This window comes from Dorea sp. D27 (assembly GCF_001185345.1).
GTDB lineage: Bacteria > Bacillota > Clostridia > Lachnospirales > Lachnospiraceae > Extibacter.
Genome location: NZ_KQ236744.1, coordinates 41,380 through 61,640, shown reverse-complemented (window position 1 = coordinate 61,640; position 20,261 = coordinate 41,380). Strand labels below are relative to the sequence as shown.

23 protein-coding genes and 1 tRNA gene are annotated in these 20,261 nt (G+C 40.1%); 11 read left to right on the top strand and 13 right to left on the bottom strand.

All coding sequences use genetic code 11. The features are described 5' to 3' along the window. Positions 1 to 102: 102 nt before the first annotated feature. The 10 genes from HMPREF0980_RS06805 to HMPREF0980_RS06760 all read left to right on the top strand — a co-directional run bounded on the left by HMPREF0980_RS06805 (position 103) and on the right by HMPREF0980_RS06760 (position 7,003). The gene (locus HMPREF0980_RS06805) at positions 103 to 789 is read left to right on the top strand and encodes a GGDEF domain-containing protein (RefSeq protein ID WP_049728417.1); all 687 of its coding nucleotides are present in this window, start codon (positions 103 to 105) and stop codon (positions 787 to 789) included. A gap of 19 nt (positions 790 to 808) precedes the next feature. Further along, positions 809 to 1,399 carry an RNA polymerase sigma factor gene (locus HMPREF0980_RS06800; RefSeq protein ID WP_049728416.1) on the top strand — a complete coding sequence of 197 codons (591 nt, stop codon included), beginning with the start codon at positions 809 to 811 and terminating at the stop codon, positions 1,397 to 1,399. Further along, positions 1,392 to 2,117, top strand: a complete 726-nt coding sequence (locus tag HMPREF0980_RS06795) for a hypothetical protein (RefSeq protein WP_049728415.1) — start codon at positions 1,392 to 1,394, stop codon at positions 2,115 to 2,117. The genes HMPREF0980_RS06800 and HMPREF0980_RS06795 overlap by 8 nt, the downstream gene beginning before the upstream one ends. A gap of 19 nt (positions 2,118 to 2,136) precedes the next feature. Next, a complete protein-coding gene (locus tag HMPREF0980_RS06790; protein WP_049728414.1) occupies positions 2,137 to 3,060 on the top strand; it encodes a transglutaminase-like domain-containing protein in 924 nt (307 codons plus the stop codon). A gap of 56 nt (positions 3,061 to 3,116) precedes the next feature. Further along, complete coding sequence (locus tag HMPREF0980_RS06785; RefSeq protein ID WP_049728413.1) at positions 3,117 to 4,166, top strand: type II secretion system F family protein; 1,050 nt, start codon at positions 3,117 to 3,119, stop codon at positions 4,164 to 4,166. A gap of 165 nt (positions 4,167 to 4,331) precedes the next feature. Then, on the top strand, positions 4,332 to 4,523 hold the full coding sequence (locus HMPREF0980_RS19415; protein ID WP_242847353.1) for a hypothetical protein: 192 nt from the start codon (positions 4,332 to 4,334) through the stop codon (positions 4,521 to 4,523). Next, positions 4,520 to 5,005: a DUF4860 domain-containing protein gene (locus tag HMPREF0980_RS06775; RefSeq protein WP_049728411.1), complete on the top strand. Its 486-nt coding sequence runs from the start codon at positions 4,520 to 4,522 to the stop codon at positions 5,003 to 5,005. Before HMPREF0980_RS19415 ends, HMPREF0980_RS06775 begins: the two co-directional genes overlap by 4 nt. Continuing rightward, a complete protein-coding gene (locus HMPREF0980_RS06770; protein ID WP_049728410.1) occupies positions 5,002 to 5,439 on the top strand; it encodes a type IV pilus modification PilV family protein in 438 nt (145 codons plus the stop codon). Before HMPREF0980_RS06775 ends, HMPREF0980_RS06770 begins: the two co-directional genes overlap by 4 nt. Positions 5,440 to 5,452: 13 nt before the next feature. Beyond that, complete coding sequence (locus HMPREF0980_RS06765) at positions 5,453 to 5,932, top strand: hypothetical protein (RefSeq protein ID WP_049728409.1); 480 nt, start codon at positions 5,453 to 5,455, stop codon at positions 5,930 to 5,932. 12 nt (positions 5,933 to 5,944) lie between these two features. Then, positions 5,945 to 7,003, top strand: a complete 1,059-nt coding sequence (locus HMPREF0980_RS06760) for a type IV pilus twitching motility protein PilT (RefSeq protein ID WP_049728408.1) — start codon at positions 5,945 to 5,947, stop codon at positions 7,001 to 7,003. A gap of 137 nt (positions 7,004 to 7,140) precedes the next feature. Here HMPREF0980_RS06760 and HMPREF0980_RS06755 read toward each other — a convergent pair whose 3' ends face one another. From HMPREF0980_RS06755 to HMPREF0980_RS06715, 9 genes are all read right to left on the bottom strand, one after another. After that, a complete protein-coding gene (locus tag HMPREF0980_RS06755; protein WP_049728407.1) occupies positions 7,141 to 7,584 on the bottom strand; it encodes a hypothetical protein in 444 nt (147 codons plus the stop codon). A gap of 34 nt (positions 7,585 to 7,618) precedes the next feature. Next, complete coding sequence (locus tag HMPREF0980_RS06750; protein WP_049728406.1) at positions 7,619 to 8,395, bottom strand: hypothetical protein; 777 nt, start codon at positions 8,393 to 8,395, stop codon at positions 7,619 to 7,621. A gap of 238 nt (positions 8,396 to 8,633) precedes the next feature. Beyond that, positions 8,634 to 8,888, bottom strand: a complete 255-nt coding sequence (locus tag HMPREF0980_RS06745) for a hypothetical protein (RefSeq protein WP_049728405.1) — start codon at positions 8,886 to 8,888, stop codon at positions 8,634 to 8,636. A 287-nt stretch (positions 8,889 to 9,175) separates the two neighbouring features. After that, positions 9,176 to 9,248 (bottom strand) — tRNA-Arg (locus tag HMPREF0980_RS06740). 234 nt (positions 9,249 to 9,482) lie between these two features. Continuing rightward, complete coding sequence (locus HMPREF0980_RS06735) at positions 9,483 to 10,358, bottom strand: DUF3881 family protein (RefSeq protein ID WP_049728404.1); 876 nt, start codon at positions 10,356 to 10,358, stop codon at positions 9,483 to 9,485. Between the two features lie 25 nt (positions 10,359 to 10,383). Continuing rightward, positions 10,384 to 11,670, bottom strand: a complete 1,287-nt coding sequence (gene serS / locus HMPREF0980_RS06730) for a serine--tRNA ligase (RefSeq protein ID WP_049728403.1) — start codon at positions 11,668 to 11,670, stop codon at positions 10,384 to 10,386. Positions 11,671 to 11,695: 25 nt separating this feature from the next. Next, positions 11,696 to 12,238 (bottom strand): DUF4446 family protein, encoded by a 543-nt coding sequence (locus HMPREF0980_RS06725; protein ID WP_049728402.1) that lies wholly within the window; start codon positions 12,236 to 12,238, stop codon positions 11,696 to 11,698. A 6-nt stretch (positions 12,239 to 12,244) separates the two neighbouring features. Next, the gene (locus HMPREF0980_RS06720) at positions 12,245 to 13,153 is read right to left on the bottom strand and encodes a ParB/RepB/Spo0J family partition protein (RefSeq protein ID WP_049728401.1); all 909 of its coding nucleotides are present in this window, start codon (positions 13,151 to 13,153) and stop codon (positions 12,245 to 12,247) included. A 17-nt stretch (positions 13,154 to 13,170) separates the two neighbouring features. After that, positions 13,171 to 13,932 (bottom strand): ParA family protein, encoded by a 762-nt coding sequence (locus HMPREF0980_RS06715; RefSeq protein ID WP_049728400.1) that lies wholly within the window; start codon positions 13,930 to 13,932, stop codon positions 13,171 to 13,173. 361 nt (positions 13,933 to 14,293) lie between these two features. Between HMPREF0980_RS06715 and HMPREF0980_RS06710 the strand changes: the two genes are divergently transcribed. Further along, entirely contained in the window at positions 14,294 to 15,256 is a 963-nt protein-coding gene (locus tag HMPREF0980_RS06710) for an alpha/beta fold hydrolase (protein WP_049729144.1), read from the top strand. A gap of 63 nt (positions 15,257 to 15,319) precedes the next feature. Here the strand turns inward: HMPREF0980_RS06710 and rsmG are convergent, their stop codons facing one another. The 4 genes from rsmG to jag form a co-directional block, all read right to left on the bottom strand. Next, complete coding sequence (rsmG, locus tag HMPREF0980_RS06705) at positions 15,320 to 16,033, bottom strand: 16S rRNA (guanine(527)-N(7))-methyltransferase RsmG (protein ID WP_049728399.1); 714 nt, start codon at positions 16,031 to 16,033, stop codon at positions 15,320 to 15,322. A gap of 9 nt (positions 16,034 to 16,042) precedes the next feature. Further along, entirely contained in the window at positions 16,043 to 17,944 is a 1,902-nt protein-coding gene (mnmG, locus tag HMPREF0980_RS06700; protein ID WP_049728398.1) for a tRNA uridine-5-carboxymethylaminomethyl(34) synthesis enzyme MnmG, read from the bottom strand. Next, entirely contained in the window at positions 17,910 to 19,346 is a 1,437-nt protein-coding gene (mnmE, locus tag HMPREF0980_RS06695; RefSeq protein ID WP_049728397.1) for a tRNA uridine-5-carboxymethylaminomethyl(34) synthesis GTPase MnmE, read from the bottom strand. Before mnmE ends, mnmG begins: the two co-directional genes overlap by 35 nt. A gap of 91 nt (positions 19,347 to 19,437) precedes the next feature. Next, a complete protein-coding gene (jag, locus tag HMPREF0980_RS06690) occupies positions 19,438 to 20,259 on the bottom strand; it encodes an RNA-binding cell elongation regulator Jag/EloR (RefSeq protein WP_049728396.1) in 822 nt (273 codons plus the stop codon). Between the last annotated feature and the right edge of the window lie 2 nt (positions 20,260 to 20,261).

Here is a 20,261-nt window from a genome sequence, read left to right as displayed (position 1 = left end):
TTTTTTGAAAAAATAATTTTCTGTTCCATTTCATATGATCATGATATAATAGACTATAATTATATGTTCTCGTAACATAAAGGGGAAAAGGAGTCTTGCGTTATGCAAATGAAAAAATTAAGCCTTTTAAAAATGGTCCAGCTCACTGTCCTTGTCATCCTGACCCTGGTCAGTATCTGTCTGCTGCTGAATTCGGATATCAAGCAGTATATTTTTTCCAATATGGCTGCCACTATACTGTTTGCGGTCGTTTGGATAATTTTAATGGCAAGTTTTATATTTCTTTTGATGGATTTTAGTGTTATCTCTGAAATGAAGCTGAACTACCACAATTTGTATCAGGTCGCTTATTCCGATCCGTTATCAGGCATACCAAACCGGTTCAGCTGTGACGTACTGATTGAAAAGTACATTGATCAGAATCTTCCTGCCAGCATCGGCTGTGCAGTACTGGATCTGACGAATCTGCCGGAAATCAATTCCAAGTACAACCACGCTGCCGGTAATAAGCTGTTATCCGAATTTTCCACGCTGCTGTCTTCCGCAGCAGCCAATCACGGTTTTGTAGGAAGAAACGGTGGAAATAAGTTTCTAGCTATCTTTGAAGACTGCGATCAGGCAAAACTTAATAATTTCCTGGAAAGTGTCGAAAGGAAAGTAGAGAGGCACAACGCCTCTCCGAAAGCACTGCCTATCGAATACAAAGCCGGATTCGCACTGAACAGCGAAGAAGAATTCCTGCAGATAACCAGGCTTATTGCTCTCGCCAACCAGCGGGTATACGAATAAAGAAAAGGAAATCAAGCTTATGGCAGAATTAGATTATGAATATATTGCCGGTCTGGTTAAAAAGGCCCAAAAAGGAAACAGTGATGCTTTTGCCGAAATATATGCGGCTACCTACCAGAAGCAGTATAAATTCACATATCAGTATGTTAAAGATGCCTATCTTGCACAGGACATTCTGCAGGAAGTATACATACTCGTATTAAAAAATATCACAAAGATAAAGAACCCAAGGCTTTTTATATCATGGCTGAACCAGATCAATTTTCGTATATGCCTGAACGCCTGCAAGAAACGGCGTCAACAGGTTCAGGAACTCGGAGGCGCTGCCGACGGCCAATCCCTTATGGAAACACAGGCCGATGGCGGATTGGATCCCGAGCAGGAGTTCGCACGGAAAAATGCCAATGAAGAGCTGATGGAAAAAATCCTTTCTCTCCCTCCCCAGGAATCCCAGGTTATAATCATGAAGTATTATAATGAGATGAAACTTGAGGAAATCGCCAGCGCTATGGACATCAGCCGCAGCACTGTTAAGCGGTATCTTGCCCATGGGCGTGCAAGTCTTGAAAAATTACTGGGAGAACAGAAAGGAGGAATCAACATTGGATAATACGAACACCAATCCTGACAAAATACCCGAACTGGATTCTGAAACTGCCAACCAGCTCCTTAATAATATCTTTGCAGAATGTGAAGTTGTACCGAATGCCATTCCTCTCGAAACACTCGAGTCATGGGGGAATTTTAAAAAGACAGAGTTTCGCCTCGGCAGGGTCATCTCTTACGTTGTACTCGTAATACTTGTCCTGCTGCCGCTTCTCTTCTTCCGCCCTACGATCATCGCGCAGAGGACAAATGTAGATTCCACAGACAATGCCGTCTATGAGATACAGGTCAGGACGCTGCTTCCCGTGGACGGCGTGTCGGCAACGATAGACGGTACTCCAGTCTCCCTGGAAAAGGTCAATTCTAAAAACTACATGGTGGCGATACCGCAGAACGGTACGTTGTTAATCAAAGCTACCTCCATGAACGGGCAGTATTCGGTTAAAAAATATGAAGTGACACATCTTGATATGGACAAACCGGAACTGATACGCTCATACACAGAGAATGGCTATATTAATATAGTTGTGCGTGACACTTATTCGGGCATAGATTATGACGGCATAACCGGAACCGGGTCTGACGGCAATACGGTGGAACCAGAGTCCGTCGATAAAGATAACGAGACCATAACCTTTAAAATACCGAGCCAGCCGGTGAACATCATGATACCTGACCATTCAGGGAATACGCTGGAAATACTAATATCGCCTACTGAATAGTTAAAGGAGGATACAGCACATGAATAAGAAGGCAATTTTTCAATCCGTATTGTTGCTCTTCCTGTGCTGTATCCTTTTTTGCAGCTGCGGGGGGAAAAAAAGTTCGCCTTCCAAATCAGGACCCGTACGTGACAATACTCCTCAGGCCCTCGTGCCGGAGGCGAGCGGGACAACTACATATGGTAATGATATCGTGACATTTGACGCATCGCACACGGACCAGGGATATATGATGGTGCAGTACAGGGGCACCAACGGGAAGGTCAAGCTGCAGTTTGCCGCCCCTGACGGTACCACTTACACTTATCTGCTGTCCCAGAGCGGAGATTACGAGACATTCCCGTTCTCAGCCGGAAACGGCACATATTCAGCAAGCCTGCTGGAAAATGTGCAGGACGATATGTATAGCATCGCTTTTGCCCAGGATATCGAAGTAAAGATTGCAGATGAATTTGCCCCTTTCCTCTACCCGAATCAATATGTCAATTTTACCCCTGATTCAAAGGCTGTCAAAAAGGGGGAAGCGTTAGCAAAAGGCGCACATTCTGATTTGGAGGTCGTGGAGAACATATATCATTACGTAATTGAAAATGTTTCTTATGACAATGATAAAGCATCTTCCGTCACTTATGGGTATCTACCCGTTGTTGATGAGACACTTGACACCGGAAAAGGTATCTGCTTCGATTATGCCTCTTTGATGGCGGCAATGCTCCGATCACAAGGTATCCCAACTAAGCTGGACATAGGTTATGCTGGAGACGCATATCACTCCTGGATCAGCACATATGTGGATGATAAGGGATGGATTGACAGTATTATCGAATTTGATGGCACATCATGGGAACTGATGGATCCTACCTTTGCCGCTAACAGTGACAACAAGTCTTTGAAAGAGGCCGTCGGAGACGGTACGAACTATGTGTTAAAGTATACGTATTAATTACGTATCAATTATGATACATTCATTATTATTTATTATATAAGAAAGGAGTTCTTATGGCGCAGCAAATATTTACCCCTCTTTCCAACATGGAAATATCTGCCTTTTGTTCTCAGATGGCAATGATCTTACAGTCCGGCATCTCATCGATAGAGGGGGTTACTCTGATGCTGGAAGAAAGCAAAAGTTCTGATGAACAGGAACTTCTTATGAACATGCAGAAAACTTTGTTTGAAACTGGAAGTTTTTATGAAGCACTTGTCTCAACAGAGTCCTTTCCCGATTATATGCTGCAAATGGTAAATATAGGCGAACAGACCGGTAAGCTGGACGATGTGATGAAATCACTTGCGGAGCACTATGACCGCGAGGCGACAATCGCCCAGTCGGTAAAGAATGCAGTCACATATCCTCTCATCATGATATGTATGATGCTGCTCGTTATCGTCGTGCTTATAACAAAGGTAATGCCTATATTCAACCAGGTGTTCCGGCAGCTTGGGAGTGAGATGACCGGTTTTTCCAAAGCCATTCTTAATCTGGGAAGCGCGCTGAATCGGTATTCCGTCGTGTTCATATCTGTGCTGGCCGTTCTCATTGTTTTTATCATCCTAGTTACGCGCACAAAAAGTGGACGCGCGTGGTTTGGCAGGTTCACCGCCAGGTTTGCCTGGACCCGTTCCGTTTCTGAGAAAATGGCCGCCTGCAGATTTGCCAGTGGAATGGCATTGACCTTGAGCAGCGGTATGACACAGTCGGAATGTCTGGAACTCACCTCCAAACTTACAGATAATGATAACTTCCGCCAGAAGCTGGAACAGTGCCAGACAAAGATGCAGGAGGGGGAAGATCTCTCCCAGGTGCTGCTTGATATGGACGTTTTTTCCGGAATATATGCCCGCATGGCTTCTATTGGTTCCAAAGCAGGTGTACTGGATGAAGTTATGGGCGATATTGCAGACAGATACCAGGAGGAGATAGACCAGAGGTTCACGAACATTATTGCAACTCTTGAACCTACACTTGTCATCATACTATCCCTTATCGTAGGGATGATATTATTGTCTGTGATGCTGCCATTAATGGGAATCATGTCTAGCATATAAAAGATTGGGGTAATATAAATGAAACAACGTTTTGTATCCAATAAGTCCAAAGCAAACGGTAGAAACATAATTGTTTCTATTATAGTGTTTTTTATAGTATTTGGTTGTTTCTGGTACGGTATATCTTCCTTCTCTGATAAAGCTTCCGATCAGGAGAAGCAGACTTTGGAGACGGCGGTCAGCCGTGGCATAGCTCACTGCTATGCTATAGAGGGTGCCTATCCGGAAAGCCTTCAGTATCTGGAGGCGCATTATGGACTTATCTACGATAAAGACCGTTTTTTTATAGACTATCAGATTCTTGGTTCTAATATTATGCCTGACGTGACCATTATTGATAAGGAGGACGGGCAATGAAATTCCAGACTCGCCAGAAACATATGATTGATCTTGTATTTCCAATCGCTCTTTTCTTTGTTTTTGCGGCATCATCGCTTGCCGTTCTGCTTCTGGCCGCAAATTTATACAGCTCTACGACAGGGCAGATTCAGGCAAATGACCAGAACCGGACATGTCTTTCCTATATTTCTGAAAAGATACGGCAAAATGACAGTGGCGGAGCTGTTTCCATCCGAGACATCGAAGGAACCGAGTGTCTGTCATTGCGCGGCAATTATAACGGCGTAGCCTGTACTACATATATATATGAATATGACGGTTTTTTAAAAGAACTCTTCTTGAATGACGGAGTTGATATACTCCTGAAAAATGGAAAGACAATCATGGAAATCAACAGCCTGGATATGGATAAGGCCGGGACCGGGCTATTTGAATTTACATCGACAGACAGAAATGGTGACGAGGACTCTCTTATTATCTCAGAAAGGAGCGTGCCATGAAAAAAAAGACTTCCAACCGCTCCGGACTGCTTCTTATGGAAATAATCATAGCTATCCTCTTCTTTTCTGTTATCAGCGCCATCTGCCTGCAGCTGTTTGTTAAGTCACATACAATCAGCCGGGATACGGAAGAGCTGGATACCGCCGTAAACCAGGCCGCCTCCGTTGCTGATATCATCCGTGGCACAGAAGATGCCGAAACTGCCCTCCGGGAATATTATCCCCATATGAACACGGAGGACAGCAACATATATATTTACTATGATAAAGAATTCAAGCCTTGCAGTGAACCGGAGGCAGGTTATTATCTGGAGATAGAGAAAGGAAGCTCTGACAGTGGTATCACCGAGTACAGACTTTCCGTTGATAAAACTGGTTCTGCTTCACACATTTATGAATTAGAAATCGTGATATATAAGCAATTGAAACCGTAGGAAAGGAGCCTCTATGAAGAAAAATACGTATCCTGTAGCCAATATAGGCTCTGTATCTTTGCTTATGGTGTTTATCATACTCTGCCTTGTTACCTTTGCCACCCTGTCATTGTCCAGCGCTGCCGGAGATTACAAGTACAGCAGAGATACTGCCCGGCATAATACGGATTATTATAATGCGTGCAATGCAGCTGAACGGAAGTTGAAGGAGATTGACGATATATTAGAGACAGCTTACAGTAACAGGCCTGGTGATTACTATGCAGAAGCGGCCGCGTTGCTTAAAACGATGGAAGGAACCACTCTGGACTTTACATCTGACGAACCGGTTTTGACCTTTGAAGAGAAGGTCAATGAAGAGAAAGCACTGAATATTGTTCTGGCTCTGAATCGCCCTGACAAGCTTTCCGGCGGTTTCTACCGCGTCACGTCCTGGCAGGAGATATCAACTGCAGGATGGGAGGGGAATGATCGTTTAAAATTAATAGAATAGGAGATTGTCATAATGAATGCAACAGATTTTTTTGAAAACGCCATAGAGAAAAAAGCGTCAGATCTTTTTATCATTGCAGGTCTTCCTGCTTCTATGAGGGTCAATAATACGATTGTACGCATCAACGATGACCGGCTTCTCCCTGATGACACGGAATACCTGCTCCGCCAGATATATGAGCTGGCGGGAGAACGTTCCATGGACAAGCTTCTGGAAACGGGTGATGATGACTTTTCTTTTGCCATCGCAGGTCTGTCACGTTTCCGTGTGAGTGCGTACAAGCAGAGGGGTGCTTTATCGGCTGTTATACGTATCATAACCTTTACACTTCCGAATCCGGCTTCTCTTGGTATCCCTGACACTATTATGAAGCTGGACCGTTTCCCGAAGGGGCTTGTTCTGGTCACTGGACCCGCCGGCAGCGGAAAATCAACGACACTTGCCTGTATGATAGATGATATCAACCACAACTTTGAAAAGCATATCATCACCCTGGAGGATCCCCTTGAATATCTGCACAGGCACGATAAAAGTATTGTAAGCCAGAGGGAAATCAATGTAGATACGGACAGTTACGTGGCAGCCTTACGTGCCGCGCTGCGACAGAGCCCTGACGTCATACTGCTAGGCGAGATGCGGGATTATGAGACGACGCAGGTCGCCATGACAGCCGCAGAGACCGGGCATCTCATCTTCTCGACCCTGCACACGATTGGGAGTGCAAATACGATAGACCGTATCATAGACGTATTCCCGCCTAACCAGCAGCGGCAGATTGCCGTGCAGCTGTCCATGGTACTGCAGGCCGTCGTATCACAGCAGCTTGTCCCTTCCTTGGGCGGCGGCATGGTTCCTGCCTTTGAGATTATGACTGTAACACCGGCCATCCGCAACATGATACGGGATAATAAGATTCCCCAGATAGACGGAATCATCTATTCTTCCGCCAGCGATGATATGATAGCGATGGACACCAGCCTTCTGCGCCTGTATAAGGCTGGTACCATCTCAGAAGAGACCGCACTTACTTTTGCGACAAACCCGGATATGCTTGGGAAGAAATTGAGATAAGGTTTAAAAGGATTAGATGTGCCAAGAAGCACCATCTAATCCTTTTTGTTTAAAGCATATAGTCTCGATGATATACTACGTATACTGAACGTTTTGAATTTCCTTGATTCTAGTGTTTTTAACTTTCATAAAAATATTTACACATTAATCTCCACAATAGTTTCGTCTTCAACTACAATATCAACCTTGATGCCTTCATGAGCCTTTACTTTAAGAGGAACCTGACATTTTATTTTTTTACACTTCTTATCACTATTAATATATATCAATTCAAGTGGGTTTTCACAAATTATTATTGCTTGTCCTTTATAAACATGTTGGATTTGTTTCTTCTTTTTAGTCCCTATATACCATACGTACACAAAAGTAAAAAGGCCAGGAAAAAAAATTACACAATAAAACAAAATTGCAAATATACGCATTTCTGGAAGAACCCCTATAAATAAAAGTAACGAAGTCAAACCGGCAGCTGCAGTATATTTTACTATATTTACAATATTTTTCTTATTTTTTCTAGCTAAATACTCTGTTACATCTAACTCCTCTAACGCTTGCAAAATTTCTTCTTGATTATTATCCATACAATGAACTTCCGTCACAAATCTCTCCTTTTATTCATGTTTTATTTTGTACATTTTTCCCTTCAAGCATTAAAGACAAAAATGAGCTAAATGTGTATATCACAAATACTAAAGCACCAGTAATACCCCATATTTTATTGTCAACTAAATTAAATAGACTGATCGCCATTATGATACAATAAATCCAAACCCCTTTCTCCCAAAACTGCAATAGCAATAACTGAACTTTGCTTATGGACATACTCTTTTTTTCTCTTTTCAAAAATCGGGTCTGCATAACTATAGTGAATATAATATAAATACATACGATTATCTTTTCAATTCCTGTGCTATTCTCAATACTCTGGTAATATTCTGTCTCTTTACCATTTATCGTTTTTACTATCCGGCCAAGAAACCTCTGCGAAGACTCAGCGATTTCCACCTCATCACCTTCTTTTAAGGCCTCTGAGAAAACATGCTCAACTTGATTATAGTTTCCGTTTTCATCTAAGAGAGTGATATTATATTTGGTCCCTATGTTATTCTTCTCATACAAAGAGACGTTTTGTATTTTTCCCCTTTTTATTGCAAAATCTTTATTCATAACGCATGGTGCACTTGAGATAATATAATATGCACCACCAATCACAAAGAATGTATAGAAAGAAACATAGAACAAAATCATGGTTTTTTTATTGATTAAGTTCATTAGTTCCTTCAATCGTTCATTTGGGAAAAAAACATCACCTCTTACGGCCTCCGTAAGTCTGATGCTTAATAACGTTGCCGAAAACAAAAGAACGTAAAATAAAAGCTTTTGAAGAAACATCTTTTCCTCCCTTTTTAGTATGCTCCTGACACAATATCACCCGCAACACCCCCAGCTACTCCTCCTGAAGCGACTCTACCGACTTTGAGAACCCCCAGATGATGCTTTCTGATATATTTTGTTTACGGTCTGTTTCGCTTTCTGTATCGTCTGCGTTGGATGAGTTACTGCATTGACTACCAATTTAGTTACCTTTTTAACTGTATTGATTGCCTTTTTAACTAATTTTTTGCAGTTTTTACAACTTTTTTATTAACTTCTTGGCATCTTTCCAGCCATAATAGTTCACTGCATCGGCAGTTCCTGATATAAGATTTCCATATGGGTCATAACGATAACTATTCGTTAGAGCATTAGTCTCTGTGACCAGCCCGGTCACGCTAAATCGTCCGTCATTCATATAATAACTGGTTTCATCTGCTTTAGCAACACTTAACCATGCATCTCCATAAGTGTATGCCTGACGTACCCCATCATTTGCGCTGTACTCCATGAGTTCCTGAGATTCTCCTGATTGATGCCATCAATTTAAAATTTTGTATCATTATAAGAAATATCTCCGGAATTAACCCCTATGTTGAGCAATTGAATAAACAATGCTGTTTCTGTAAGCAATTGTCATGAAATCTGTAATTAACTTATATAAGCAAGCGTTTGTTTTTCAGATTTTTTTGTATAAATCAAAATAGCAAAAGCAACATTAAAAACTACACAGATGGGCATTTTCATTTAATTGCATAAAAAAAATGCTGAAAATCCTTGAATTTTCAGCACTTTCAGCGTCCCTGAGACGATTTGAACGTCCGACCCTTCGCTTAGGAGGCGAATGCTCTATCCCCTGAGCTACAGAGACACTTATATATTATAACAGTGTATTCGACTGTTATAAACAATTTATTCAATTCTGGTGAGCAAATTCATCCGCTTAGGAGGCGGTCGCTCTATCCAGTTGAGCTACGGAAACATATTAAGTTGTCAGCTTTTATATTCTATCATTTTATGAGGAAAAAATCAATAACGAAATTGGGACACCCTTTTTTTAATTGGGGACGGGGTTTTTCTAGAAAAACCCCGTCCCCAATTACCTTTAAAAGTTAATTCTGCCTTGCAGCCAGATATCTCCTTTAAATCGCCGCCCTACGGCAGGCTCACCTGTCACCCTCTTTACGGGCACACAGATATCGAACTGCAGTTCATTTACATCAAGTTTCATGATATACAGCTGTTCTTTTGTATCTTCATTTTCTATTGTATGTATATCCAGTATCTCACCTAATATGGAGTAGCAGTCACATTCTATCCCGTATGGCATGAAACATGTATCTACTATACTGAATACATCCTCTGTTATGAGGCGTCTTGATACTTTTGAATAGATGTCTATATCGTCCAGCGTCAGACTTTCCATCGCAGCCTGATCGCCGTTTTTAGCCGCGCTTAATAGCATCATCCTGTTTCTGGACTCTTCTTGTCTCTTCTTTTCCAGTTCTGCGTTTTTTAATACGGGGAGCAGAATTGTACCTTTATTGCATAGTCCTGAAAGTGTTACAGAACCATATTTCACTTTTTTGCCGGACATCTGCTTTTCTTTGATAAACTCTACTGCATTCTGCAGATAAAAGATAAGGCTGATACCTACTTTTACATCTTCACATATACCTACGTAGGCCTCTTCACCCATCCTCCTCTCTACAACGACATCTGCGTAAGATGTCAGTCCGCTGCCGATAAAATATGGATAATAATACTGTCGTTCAAAATGCTCGTTTATATCCATATCTCCACATACAGAGACTCCTATCCCGGCGCCGCATTCCCGCTGATACTCGCAGAAATCAAGTTCGTTTTCGATTTCTACGAGCTCATGGCAGGTGAATGACTCCTCTGTGTCTTTCAGGAATTCATTCAATTGTCTTTTTGAAGTTATATTGCCATAACCTATGGCCTGTAAAAATTTATGCATGGGGTTTTCCTTACATTTTAATGTTTTATTTCTTTTCAATCTTTGTCATGCCACCCATGTATGGCTGCAATACTTCTGGTATACGGACTGAGCCGTCTTCCTGGAGGTTATTCTCCAGAAATGCAATCAACATTCTAGGTGGTGCTACTACTGTGTTATTTAACGTGTGTGCAAAGTACTTGCTTCCGTCTGTACCTTTTACGCGGATACCAAGCCTTCTCGCCTGTGCATCCCCAAGGTTGGAACAGCTTCCTACTTCAAAGTACTTCTTCTGCCTCGGAGACCATGCTTCTACGTCACAGGACTTAACCTTCAAGTCAGCCAGGTCTCCTGAACAGCACTCAAGTGTACGTACCGGCACATCAAGAGAACGGAATAAATCTACTGTATTCTGCCAGAGTTTATCATACCATATCTTGCTCTCTTCCGGCTTGCAAACAACTATCATCTCCTGTTTTTCGAACTGATGGATTCTGTAAACGCCACGTTCTTCAATCCCGTGGGCGCCCTTTTCCTTCCGGAAACAAGGAGAATAACTCGTTAATGTCTGCGGCAGCTGATCCTCCGTAAGCATTGTATCGATGAATTTTCCAATCATGGAGTGTTCGCTCGTTCCGATAAGATAGAGGTCTTCACCTTCAATCTTGTACATCATGGCATCCATCTCCGCAAAACTCATTACTCCCGTCACGACATTACTGCGAATCATAAATGGAGGAATACAATAAGTAAAGCCGCGGTTAATCATAAAATCTCTTGCATATGTGATTACTGCTGAATGCAGCCTTGCGACATCACCCATCAGGTAGTAGAACCCATTGCCTGCAACCTTTCCTGCACTTTCGAGGTCTATACCGTTAAAATTCTCCATGATTTCCGTGTGATATGGTATTTCAAAATCTGGTATTACAGGTTCTCCGTATTTTTGTATCTCAACATTTTCACTGTCATCTTTTCCTATAGGTACGGACGGGTCAATGATATTAGGTATAGTCATCATAATCTTTTTGATTCTTTCCTCTACCTGCTTCTCATCAGAGGACAAAGCCTCTACTCTGTCTGCATTCTCTTGCACCTTTTTCTTAAGTTCTTCAGCCTCATCTTTTTTTCCCTGTGCCATACATGCACCGATCTGCTTGGATATCTTGTTCCTGTCCGCACGCAGAGCTTCAACTTCCTGTTTAATATCTCTATTCTGCTGATCTAATTGTAATACCTCATCTACGAGAGGAAGTTTATCATCCTGAAATTTCTTTTTAATATTTTCTTTTACTGTATCAGGGTTATTTCTTACAAATTTAATATCTAACATAATTTCCACCTCATTATTCTTATGTTTATTTTTGCGCTACGATATCTTTGACTTCTCTGTCATATGATTCGCTGAATATAGCTCTGTCAAGAGCTTCGGCCTCTTCTTCGGCTAATTCTACATAACTCTCGCCTTTGACGATTTCTTTAATATAAGTATAACAGCCTTCTCTGCTGTGCATTGCATTGATAACCCAGCCGTTATTATTGCCGTCAAGCATAGCCAATGCAAAACTGAGCTTCCCGCCCATCTCGTTGAATGCGTCATATTTGATAATGCCAAGCTTCTGATAGTCACCTTCCATCTTTTTATTTATTTCTCTTATATCCTGCCTGTTTTGTTTTGTAACCTTAAGTATAGTGTCTATCTCTGCAAACTTGTCCCTAAATCCTTCTTCTAGAGTTTTACCATCTTTTCCCCTCATAAACGTTGCATAGCTGCTTTTTAACCGGTTATACTTCATAGTGACATTTACATATAATATAAACAATACGATAAACAATATCAACATAAAAATGAAGATAAAAGCCGGATCTATTCCCAATGCATTCAGTATCTTACTTTCCATATATGTCTATTCTCCTTTGTTGACACTCATCATTAAATCGAACACACGTTCTAATTCGCTGTCTGAATAATATTCTATTTCTATCTTACCTTTTCCTTTTCCTTTGGATGCTATACTTACTTTAGTACCCATTACCTCTTTTAATTTATCGGCCAAATCTGTATATATGAACTGATTATCTATTATCTTCTTTTCCTTTGGCTTTTTAGGATTCTTTATTTCTTTTATAAGCTTTTCAGTCTCACGCACACTTAGTTTCTCATCAAATATTTTGTTTGCCAGCATATACTGCTGTTCATAATCATCTATCGCTAAAAGAGCCCTTGCATGCCCTGTAGATATCATATCATCTATAATCATCTGCTGCACTTTTTCATTTAATTTAAGAAGACGCATCGAATTTGTTACGGCTGTTCTGCTCTTGGATACTCTTTCGGCCACTTCATCCTGTTTTAAGTTGAATTCTTCCAATAGCTTTTTAAATGCCATCGCTTCTTCAATTGGATTCAGGTTTTCTCTCTGTATGTTCTCTATAAGTGAGATTTCAACTATTTCCTGTTCCGTATAGTCTTTTATAATAACAGGTACTTCTTTTACACCGGCCATTTTAGCGGCTCTCCATCTTCTTTCTCCTGCTATTATTTCGTAATAATCTTTTCTTTTTCTGACCAGAAGCGGCTGTAATACACCAAACTGTTTTATAGAGTCCGAAAGCTCGAGTAATGCATCTTCTTCAAAATTTTTACGCGGCTGCTCTCTGTTAGGCTCTACCATATTAATCTTCATCATCCGTTCCCCCATACCCGTTTCATTATCATCCAAGGGGTTACCGGTATTAGTCATAGCTGCCTTCAAAGGCTTATCAGGAATTAAACTGTCAAGACCTTTACCAAGTCCTTTCTTTTTTACTGCCATATTATCCTCCAAATTAATTATTTTTTATTCATCACTTCGTCTGCCAGTTTCATATAACTTTCGGAGCCTGCGGACCTCGGATCATACTGGCTTATAGGCATACCGTAACTTGGAGCCTCAGCCAGACGAATGTTGCGTGGTATAATCGTTTTATAGATAGCCTGTTGAAGGTTATCTTTTACATTTTCAACAACTTGAAGTGATAGGTTCGTTCTAGCATCATACATAGTAAATATGACACCTTCTATCTCAAGTTCCGGATTCAGGCGTTCTTTGACTAGTTCAACGGTATGTATAAGCTGGCTTAACCCCTCTAAGGCATAGTATTCACACTGTATAGGAACTAAAACTGTATCTGCTGTAGTCATTGCATTGATTGTAAGCATGCTTAAAGACGGCGGACAATCTATTATTACGTAGTCATAATTATTCCTTATATCTTTAATCGCATCTCTGACAATATACTCTTTTTCTTCCACACCTATAAGTTCAATCTCTGCAGCAGACAAATCTATACTTGTAGGTAATATATCAAGATTTTCAAGTGCATCCTTCTGTAATACTTCATCTACGTCAGCGTTACCAATAATTAAATCATATACTGTTTTTTCAACTGATTCTTTATCTAAACCAAGTCCACTTGTCATATTTCCCTGGGGGTCCATGTCCACTGCAAGTACTTTTTGACCCTTTTCTGCCAGACAAGCGGATAGATTAATCGCTGTCGTAGTCTTTCCAACCCCACCTTTTTGGTTGGCGATGGCTATAACTCTTCCCATTTTAATCACCTTTCTGTTTTTTGCATAGATTTAGTATACCACCTTTTTGATATTATATCTACTAAATGTTTCACGTGAAACATTTTATTTTGCATATTTTATCAAATACATTATACAATATAATAGTATCGTATTTGAACTTGTTATAATTACTGCTAAAGCATACTGCATAAAGAACAAAAATAGTATATAGATACTTGTAATAAATGTTAATGTTTCACGTGAAACATTTTTACTTTTTAGCTTTATATATTGTCTTTATTGTAGTATAATATTTTTATGGACAATGGTTCTATATAATTAATGAGCTATACTTAAACAATAACAAGGGGACGTTATCTTGAAAGAAAGTGGGGTTTATATGAGCTGGAAAAAGAAACTTGCTGCAGGAACCGCTTTAGCTGGAGTATCTGCTGTTACACTACATATGATAAATAAATTTATATACTTTTCTGCCACATTGGACGATTTATTGACAAATCCATCCGGTTCTTATTATGAATGGAGATTTGGTAAGATTTATTATACAAAAAAAGGGGAAGGCAAACCTTTACTTCTCATCCACGATTTGACTACATATAGTTCTGCATATGAATGGAACAAAGTAATTGAACATTTATCTAAAAACTATACAGTATTTAGCATAGATTTATTAGGCTGTGGCCGTTCAGATAAACCAAATCTCACTTACACTAATTATATGTATGTACAGCTTATAACGGATTTTATAAAACATGTAATTGGTGACAAGACTGATGTAATAGCAACTGGGGAATCAGGTTCATTTGTTTTAGCTGCATGTCAAAATGACAATTTTATAGTAAATCAAATTGTATTAGTAAATCCGGCTAGTATAGAATTACTTGGCAAGATACCTACTAAAAGAAGTAAGTGCCTGAGCTGGTTAATAAATACACCTATAATAGGTACTTTTGTTTATAACATGCTTACGAAGCGGAGTGATATTCAAGCATTGTTCCAGATGGATTATTATTATGATTTCGATAAAGTTGAGGATAACATAGTACGCACATATTATGAAAGTGCTCACTCCGGAAATGCATCATCGAAATATTTATTTGCAAGTTTGACAGGATATTACACAACTATAAATATTCCTCATTGTCTGGAATCATTATCTAACAGCATATATATAATAACAGGTAAATCTAACCGTGATAATATTGATTTTGCCAATGAGTATAAAGAAATACTTCCATCTATTGAAATTGTAGAGATGGACGAAACTAACTATCTGCCTCAATTAGAAAATGCACATGAATTTCTTGAGCAGATTAACATATTGTTGTCTGCCGAAGAGTAAAAGAAGAATACATAAAAACATACTAGGAACATTAAATGTTCCTAGTATGTTTTTTACAGATTATTATATTAACGGTTCTTTTGATGGCAAACCTGCTTTGCGCGGATATTTTTCAGAAGTCATTTTTTCCTTTTCAATTATTATAAATGACCTTCCTATGTCTGTTCCTGGAAGTTGAAATCTAACTGTTTCTTTGATATTGCCGCCTAGTAAAGATATCGCATTTTTAGAACATTCTACTTCTTGTTCTACATCCTCCGACTTGTATGACACAAATATACCCCCTATCCGTATATATGGTATGCAATACTCTGACAATGTAGCCAGATTTGCGACGGCCCGTGAAACACAAAGGTCATAGTTTTCTCTATAATCCGGTTGTTTTGCATAATCTTCAGCACGTCCATGTATAGCTTCTATACCTTTAAGACCAGTATTTTCTATAACTGTATTTAAAAAACGTATCCTTTTATTCAAAGAGTCTAATAACGTCACATTTAATTGAGGAAATGCTATCTTCAATGGAATACCGGGAAAGCCTGCACCTGTACCGATATCTATAATATTATGAATCTTTTGTATATCGACAGCTTTTATGAGGGCAAGGCTGTCTACAAAATGCTTTTCAACAACCTCCTCATATTCTGTAATTCCAGTCAGATTCATTACCTTATTCCACTCTATAAGCAGATTATAAAATATTTTGAACTGCTCTGACTGCCTGTCATTCAGTGTAATATTTAGTTGTTGCAGTTTTGACTCTAATAATTTGCTCATGATAAACTCCTATGCATTAAGATACACTAGCAACACTGAGATATCTGCCGGAGATACGCCAGATATCCTGGAAGCCTGTCCAATGGATACAGGGCGGTATTCCTTTAATTTCTGGACCGCCTCAATGCGCAGACTTTTCACTTCGTCATAGTTTATATTCGCCGGTATCTTTTTCTTCTCCAGCTTTTTAAACTGTTCAACCTGCTTCTCCTGACGTCTGATATATCCTTCATATTTGATAGATATATTTACCTGCTCTATAACTTCGTCCAGTAAATCTTTTGGCATAATTGGACGACCTTTATCAATCGGTTTCAGAATTTCATATGAAAGTTCAGGCCTGCGTATAAGTTCTGCAAGAGTAGTGCCTGAATTCAAAAGAGTACTGTCATACGTGGAAAGTAAATCCTGTACCTTTTCGTTTACACCTATATGTGTATGATTCAGCCGATCTATTTCATCAGCTATCCATCTTTCCTTAAGAAGAAATCTTTTGTAACGTTTTTCTTCTATCAGACCAATCTCGTAACCAATTTTCGTAAGCCTCCGGTCTGCATTATCCTGGCGGAGCAGCAGCCGGTATTCGGCACGTGATGTCATCATCCTGTATGGCTCATGGCTTTCTTTTGTGACAAGGTCGTCAATCAGCACACCAATATATGCCTGTGAACGGTCTATAATCAATGGCTCCGTCCCCTGAAGCATACGAGACGCGTTTATACCTGCAACAAGTCCTTGCGCAGCCGCCTCTTCATAACCTGAACTGCCATTAAACTGCCCGCCGCTGAACAGACCTTCTACCGCACGGAATTCTAATGATGGCTTAAGCTGCCTTGCATCAATACAGTCATACTCGATTGCATAAGCATTCCTTACTATCTTAACATGCTCAAGACCGGGAACCGTACGGTACATATCATACTGTACATCTTCCGGAAGTGAACTTGACATACCACCTATATACATTTCATTAGTCTCTAGTCCTTCGGGCTCGATGAATACCTGATGCCTGTCCTTATCTGCAAACTTTACTACCTTATCTTCTATGGATGGACAATATCTTGGGCCTGTTCCCTCTATCATTCCAGAATATAAAGGCGACCTGTCCAGGTTCTTCCTGATGATTTCGTGTGTTCTGTTATTTGTGTAAGTCAGCCAGCAGGATACTTGATCAATCTGTATATCCTCTGACGCAGTAGTAAAGGAAAAAGGTACAATCCGTTCATCGCCAAACTGTTCTTCCATTTTGCTGAAGTCAACTGTATTCCTGTCTATTCTGGCCGGAGTGCCTGTCTTAAATCGATACATTTTAATACCGAGATCTTTCAGGCATTCTGTCAGATAGTTTGCTGCCTGAAGCCCATTCGGCCCTGTGTTCTGGCTTACATCACCATATACGCAGCGCGCTTTCAGGTACGTCCCTGTACAGAGGATGACAGCTCTGCACCGGTAGACGGCGCCGGAATAAGTTTGTACTCCTGTTACTTTTTTATCCTCAGTTATGATATTTACAACTTCTGCCTGCTTTATTTCCAGCCTTTCCTGGCTCTCTAACACCTGACGCATTGTTCTGCTATAATGTAGCTTGTCGGCCTGTGCGCGGAGCGAATGAACGGCAGGGCCCTTTGATTTGTTCAACATCTTAGACTGTATAAAAGTCTGATCTATTACCTTCCCCATCTCACCGCCTAGTGCATCTATTTCCCTGACAAGATGTCCTTTGGAACTTCCTCCTATATTGGGATTACATGGCATCAGAGCTATGCTGTCTACACACACTGTAAAAACAATCGTCTGGAAACCAAGCCTGGCTGACGCAAGAGCAGCTTCACACCCTGCATGGCCTGCACCAATAACCGCAATATCGTATTCGTCTTTATTTTCCCATACAGAATTTGCTGAATATTTCATTTATCAAATCTTCTCCCATCGTATCTCCCGTAATATTGCCCAGAGATTCATAAGCATCTAACAAATCAATTGAATAAAAATCTTCCGGCATTTTGCTGTCAATCGACTCTATAACCTTTTGTAGTGAGTTACGGGCATCCTGCAGCGCCGCCTTATGTCTTACATTTGTTATATATATTTCATTATTAAATGAAAGATTTCCTTCAAAAAACATATCCTTTACAATATTTTCAAATTTGTCAATACCGTACTGATTCTTAGCAGATACTTCTATTACTTGGATTTCCTTACTTTGATCAGATTCATTTTTTGAAGGATTAATTGCATAATAAGCGTCTATTACATTTTCCCTACTAATCATCATATCTAAATCGGACTTATTTAGCAATATAATAACTGGTTTTCCATATATCATTTTTAAAATCTGCTCGTCATTCTCATCAAGCGGTGCAGAAGCATCCATCACATATATAATCAAATCTGCTTCATCAGCATGTAGAATTGCCTTATTTACGCCAATCCTTTCCACGATGTCATCCGTCTCCCTGATGCCTGCGGTATCTAGTATATTAAGCGAAATGCCCTGAAGATTAATGTGCTCTTCTAATATATCCCGGGTTGTTCCTGCCACCTCCGTAACGATAGCTCTCTCTTCACCTACAAGCACATTCAGAAGGGAAGACTTACCAGCATTTGGTTTGCCAACGATGACTGTCTTTATACCTTCCTTTATTATTCTCCCATCATTACATGTTGAAAGCAACGCCTTAATCTCTGACAGAAGTTCAACAACAGTCTCTCTCAGCTCCTCACCATAGCCGTCTACACTGATATGTTCGGGATCATCTAACGCAGTCTCAATAAAAGCTGTATGGTAAATTATTTTATTTCTAATATCACTTATCTTTGACTTTACATTTCCTTTTAGCTGTCCTATTGAACTCTTCAACGCATATTCATTCTGGGAGGCAATCAAGTCTCCAACTGCTTCAGCCTGGGACAAATCAATCCTGCCATTGAGAAACGCACGTTTCGTAAACTCTCCTGGCTCCGCAGGTCTTGCCCCATTTTCAATCATAATTTCAAGCACGCGTTTGACAAGATAAACACCGCCGTGGCAGTTCACTTCTACCGTATCTTCCCCAGTATAGCTGTGAGGACCTTTCATAATCATTACAAGCACTTCATCTACAAGTTCATTCTCGTCCCTGATAAAACCATAATGTATCGTATGCGACTTCTGAGACGAAAGCCGCTTGCCATTCTTCCCCTCATATATCTTGTCCACAATCGTAAAAGCTTCATCACCGCTCATACGTACAATACCAATTCCAGAATCAGACATTGCTGTCGATATTGCAGCAATAGTTTGAGTTTTCACAACAATTACCTCCGTTTTCATAGGGGTCAGACCCCTTTGGCGTTAGGGGTCTGACCCCTATGAAAATATACAAAAAATAGGGGCAATTCCAACCCCTATTTTTTCTTTTTATTTACTTACGTACTAATGTAACTACTACTCTTCTGTAAGGTTCTTCACCTTCGCTATGTGTGGATACTGCCGAATCTGCCTGTAAAGCTGAATGGATTATTCTTCTTTCATATGGATTCATCGGCTCAAGGGATACGGTTCTTCTCGTTCTTTTTACTTTACTTGCTATATTTTTTGCAAGGTTTTCCAAAGTTTCTTTTCTTCTGCGCCTGTAATCCTCTGTGTCAAGTTTTACTCTTACATATCCATCCTGCGTCTTATTGGCAACTCTGTTAGTCAGGTACTGAAGTGAGTCAAGTGTCTGTCCGCGCTTACCTATGAGTATGCCCATATTTTTACCATCCATATCTATGCTCAGCGCACCTTCTTCATCTACTTTTGATGTCACTTTTACGCCTTCCATATCCATGGCCTGAAGTACATCATATATGAATTTCTCACATGCGTTGATGGTCGTTTGTTCAACTTTCGCAAGATCTGCTTCTTTTTTCTCTGCAGCCGGTTTTTCTTCTTTTATTTTTACAGGAGCTTTTTCTTTCTTAATTTCTTTTTTGAAATCTTTTTTAAATTCTTTTTTTACTTCTGACTTTTCTTTTTTAACCGGTTCTTCCGATCTTGTTTCTTTGACAGGCTCTTCTATTACTGGTTCTGTTATCTTCTTGCGGGCTTTTATTACTGCCTGTTTCATTCCAATACCGAGGAATCCTGCACTTCCTTTTTCAATTACTTCATAATCCAACTGGTCACTTGTCACACCTAACTGGATTAAAGCCTCTGTAATTGCGTCATCCAGCGTCTTTGCCGATACAGTAATATATTCCATAA

Excerpts from the sequence above, each read along its gene's own strand:
- HMPREF0980_RS06750 (WP_049728406.1), bottom strand. The coding sequence starts at position 8,395 with ATGTTTCTTCAAAAGCTTTTATTTTACGTTCTTTTGTTTTCGGCAACG.
- HMPREF0980_RS06725 (WP_049728402.1), bottom strand. The coding sequence starts at position 12,238 with ATGGAAAGTAAGATACTGAATGCATTGGGAATAGATCCGGCTTTTATC.
- HMPREF0980_RS06720 (WP_049728401.1), bottom strand. The coding sequence starts at position 13,153 with ATGGCAGTAAAAAAGAAAGGACTTGGTAAAGGTCTTGACAGTTTAATT.
- HMPREF0980_RS06800 (WP_049728416.1), top strand. The coding sequence starts at position 809 with ATGGCAGAATTAGATTATGAATATATTGCCGGTCTGGTTAAAAAGGCC.
- HMPREF0980_RS06760 (WP_049728408.1), top strand. The coding sequence starts at position 5,945 with ATGAATGCAACAGATTTTTTTGAAAACGCCATAGAGAAAAAAGCGTCA.
- HMPREF0980_RS06785 (WP_049728413.1), top strand. The coding sequence starts at position 3,117 with ATGGCGCAGCAAATATTTACCCCTCTTTCCAACATGGAAATATCTGCC.
- HMPREF0980_RS06755 (WP_049728407.1), bottom strand. The coding sequence starts at position 7,584 with ATGGATAATAATCAAGAAGAAATTTTGCAAGCGTTAGAGGAGTTAGAT.
- jag (WP_049728396.1), bottom strand. The coding sequence starts at position 20,259 with ATGGAATATATTACTGTATCGGCAAAGACGCTGGATGACGCAATTACA.
- mnmG (WP_049728398.1), bottom strand. The coding sequence starts at position 17,944 with ATGAAATATTCAGCAAATTCTGTATGGGAAAATAAAGACGAATACGAT.
- HMPREF0980_RS06770 (WP_049728410.1), top strand. The coding sequence starts at position 5,002 with ATGAAAAAAAAGACTTCCAACCGCTCCGGACTGCTTCTTATGGAAATA.
- HMPREF0980_RS06805 (WP_049728417.1), top strand. The coding sequence starts at position 103 with ATGCAAATGAAAAAATTAAGCCTTTTAAAAATGGTCCAGCTCACTGTC.
- HMPREF0980_RS06775 (WP_049728411.1), top strand. The coding sequence starts at position 4,520 with ATGAAATTCCAGACTCGCCAGAAACATATGATTGATCTTGTATTTCCA.
- rsmG (WP_049728399.1), bottom strand. The coding sequence starts at position 16,033 with ATGAGCAAATTATTAGAGTCAAAACTGCAACAACTAAATATTACACTG.
- HMPREF0980_RS06715 (WP_049728400.1), bottom strand. The coding sequence starts at position 13,932 with ATGGGAAGAGTTATAGCCATCGCCAACCAAAAAGGTGGGGTTGGAAAG.
- HMPREF0980_RS06710 (WP_049729144.1), top strand. The coding sequence starts at position 14,294 with ATGAGCTGGAAAAAGAAACTTGCTGCAGGAACCGCTTTAGCTGGAGTA.
- HMPREF0980_RS06790 (WP_049728414.1), top strand. The coding sequence starts at position 2,137 with ATGAATAAGAAGGCAATTTTTCAATCCGTATTGTTGCTCTTCCTGTGC.
- HMPREF0980_RS06765 (WP_049728409.1), top strand. The coding sequence starts at position 5,453 with ATGAAGAAAAATACGTATCCTGTAGCCAATATAGGCTCTGTATCTTTG.
- serS (WP_049728403.1), bottom strand. The coding sequence starts at position 11,670 with ATGTTAGATATTAAATTTGTAAGAAATAACCCTGATACAGTAAAAGAA.
- HMPREF0980_RS06745 (WP_049728405.1), bottom strand. The coding sequence starts at position 8,888 with ATGGAGTACAGCGCAAATGATGGGGTACGTCAGGCATACACTTATGGA.
- mnmE (WP_049728397.1), bottom strand. The coding sequence starts at position 19,346 with ATGAAAACGGAGGTAATTGTTGTGAAAACTCAAACTATTGCTGCAATA.
- HMPREF0980_RS06735 (WP_049728404.1), bottom strand. The coding sequence starts at position 10,358 with ATGCATAAATTTTTACAGGCCATAGGTTATGGCAATATAACTTCAAAA.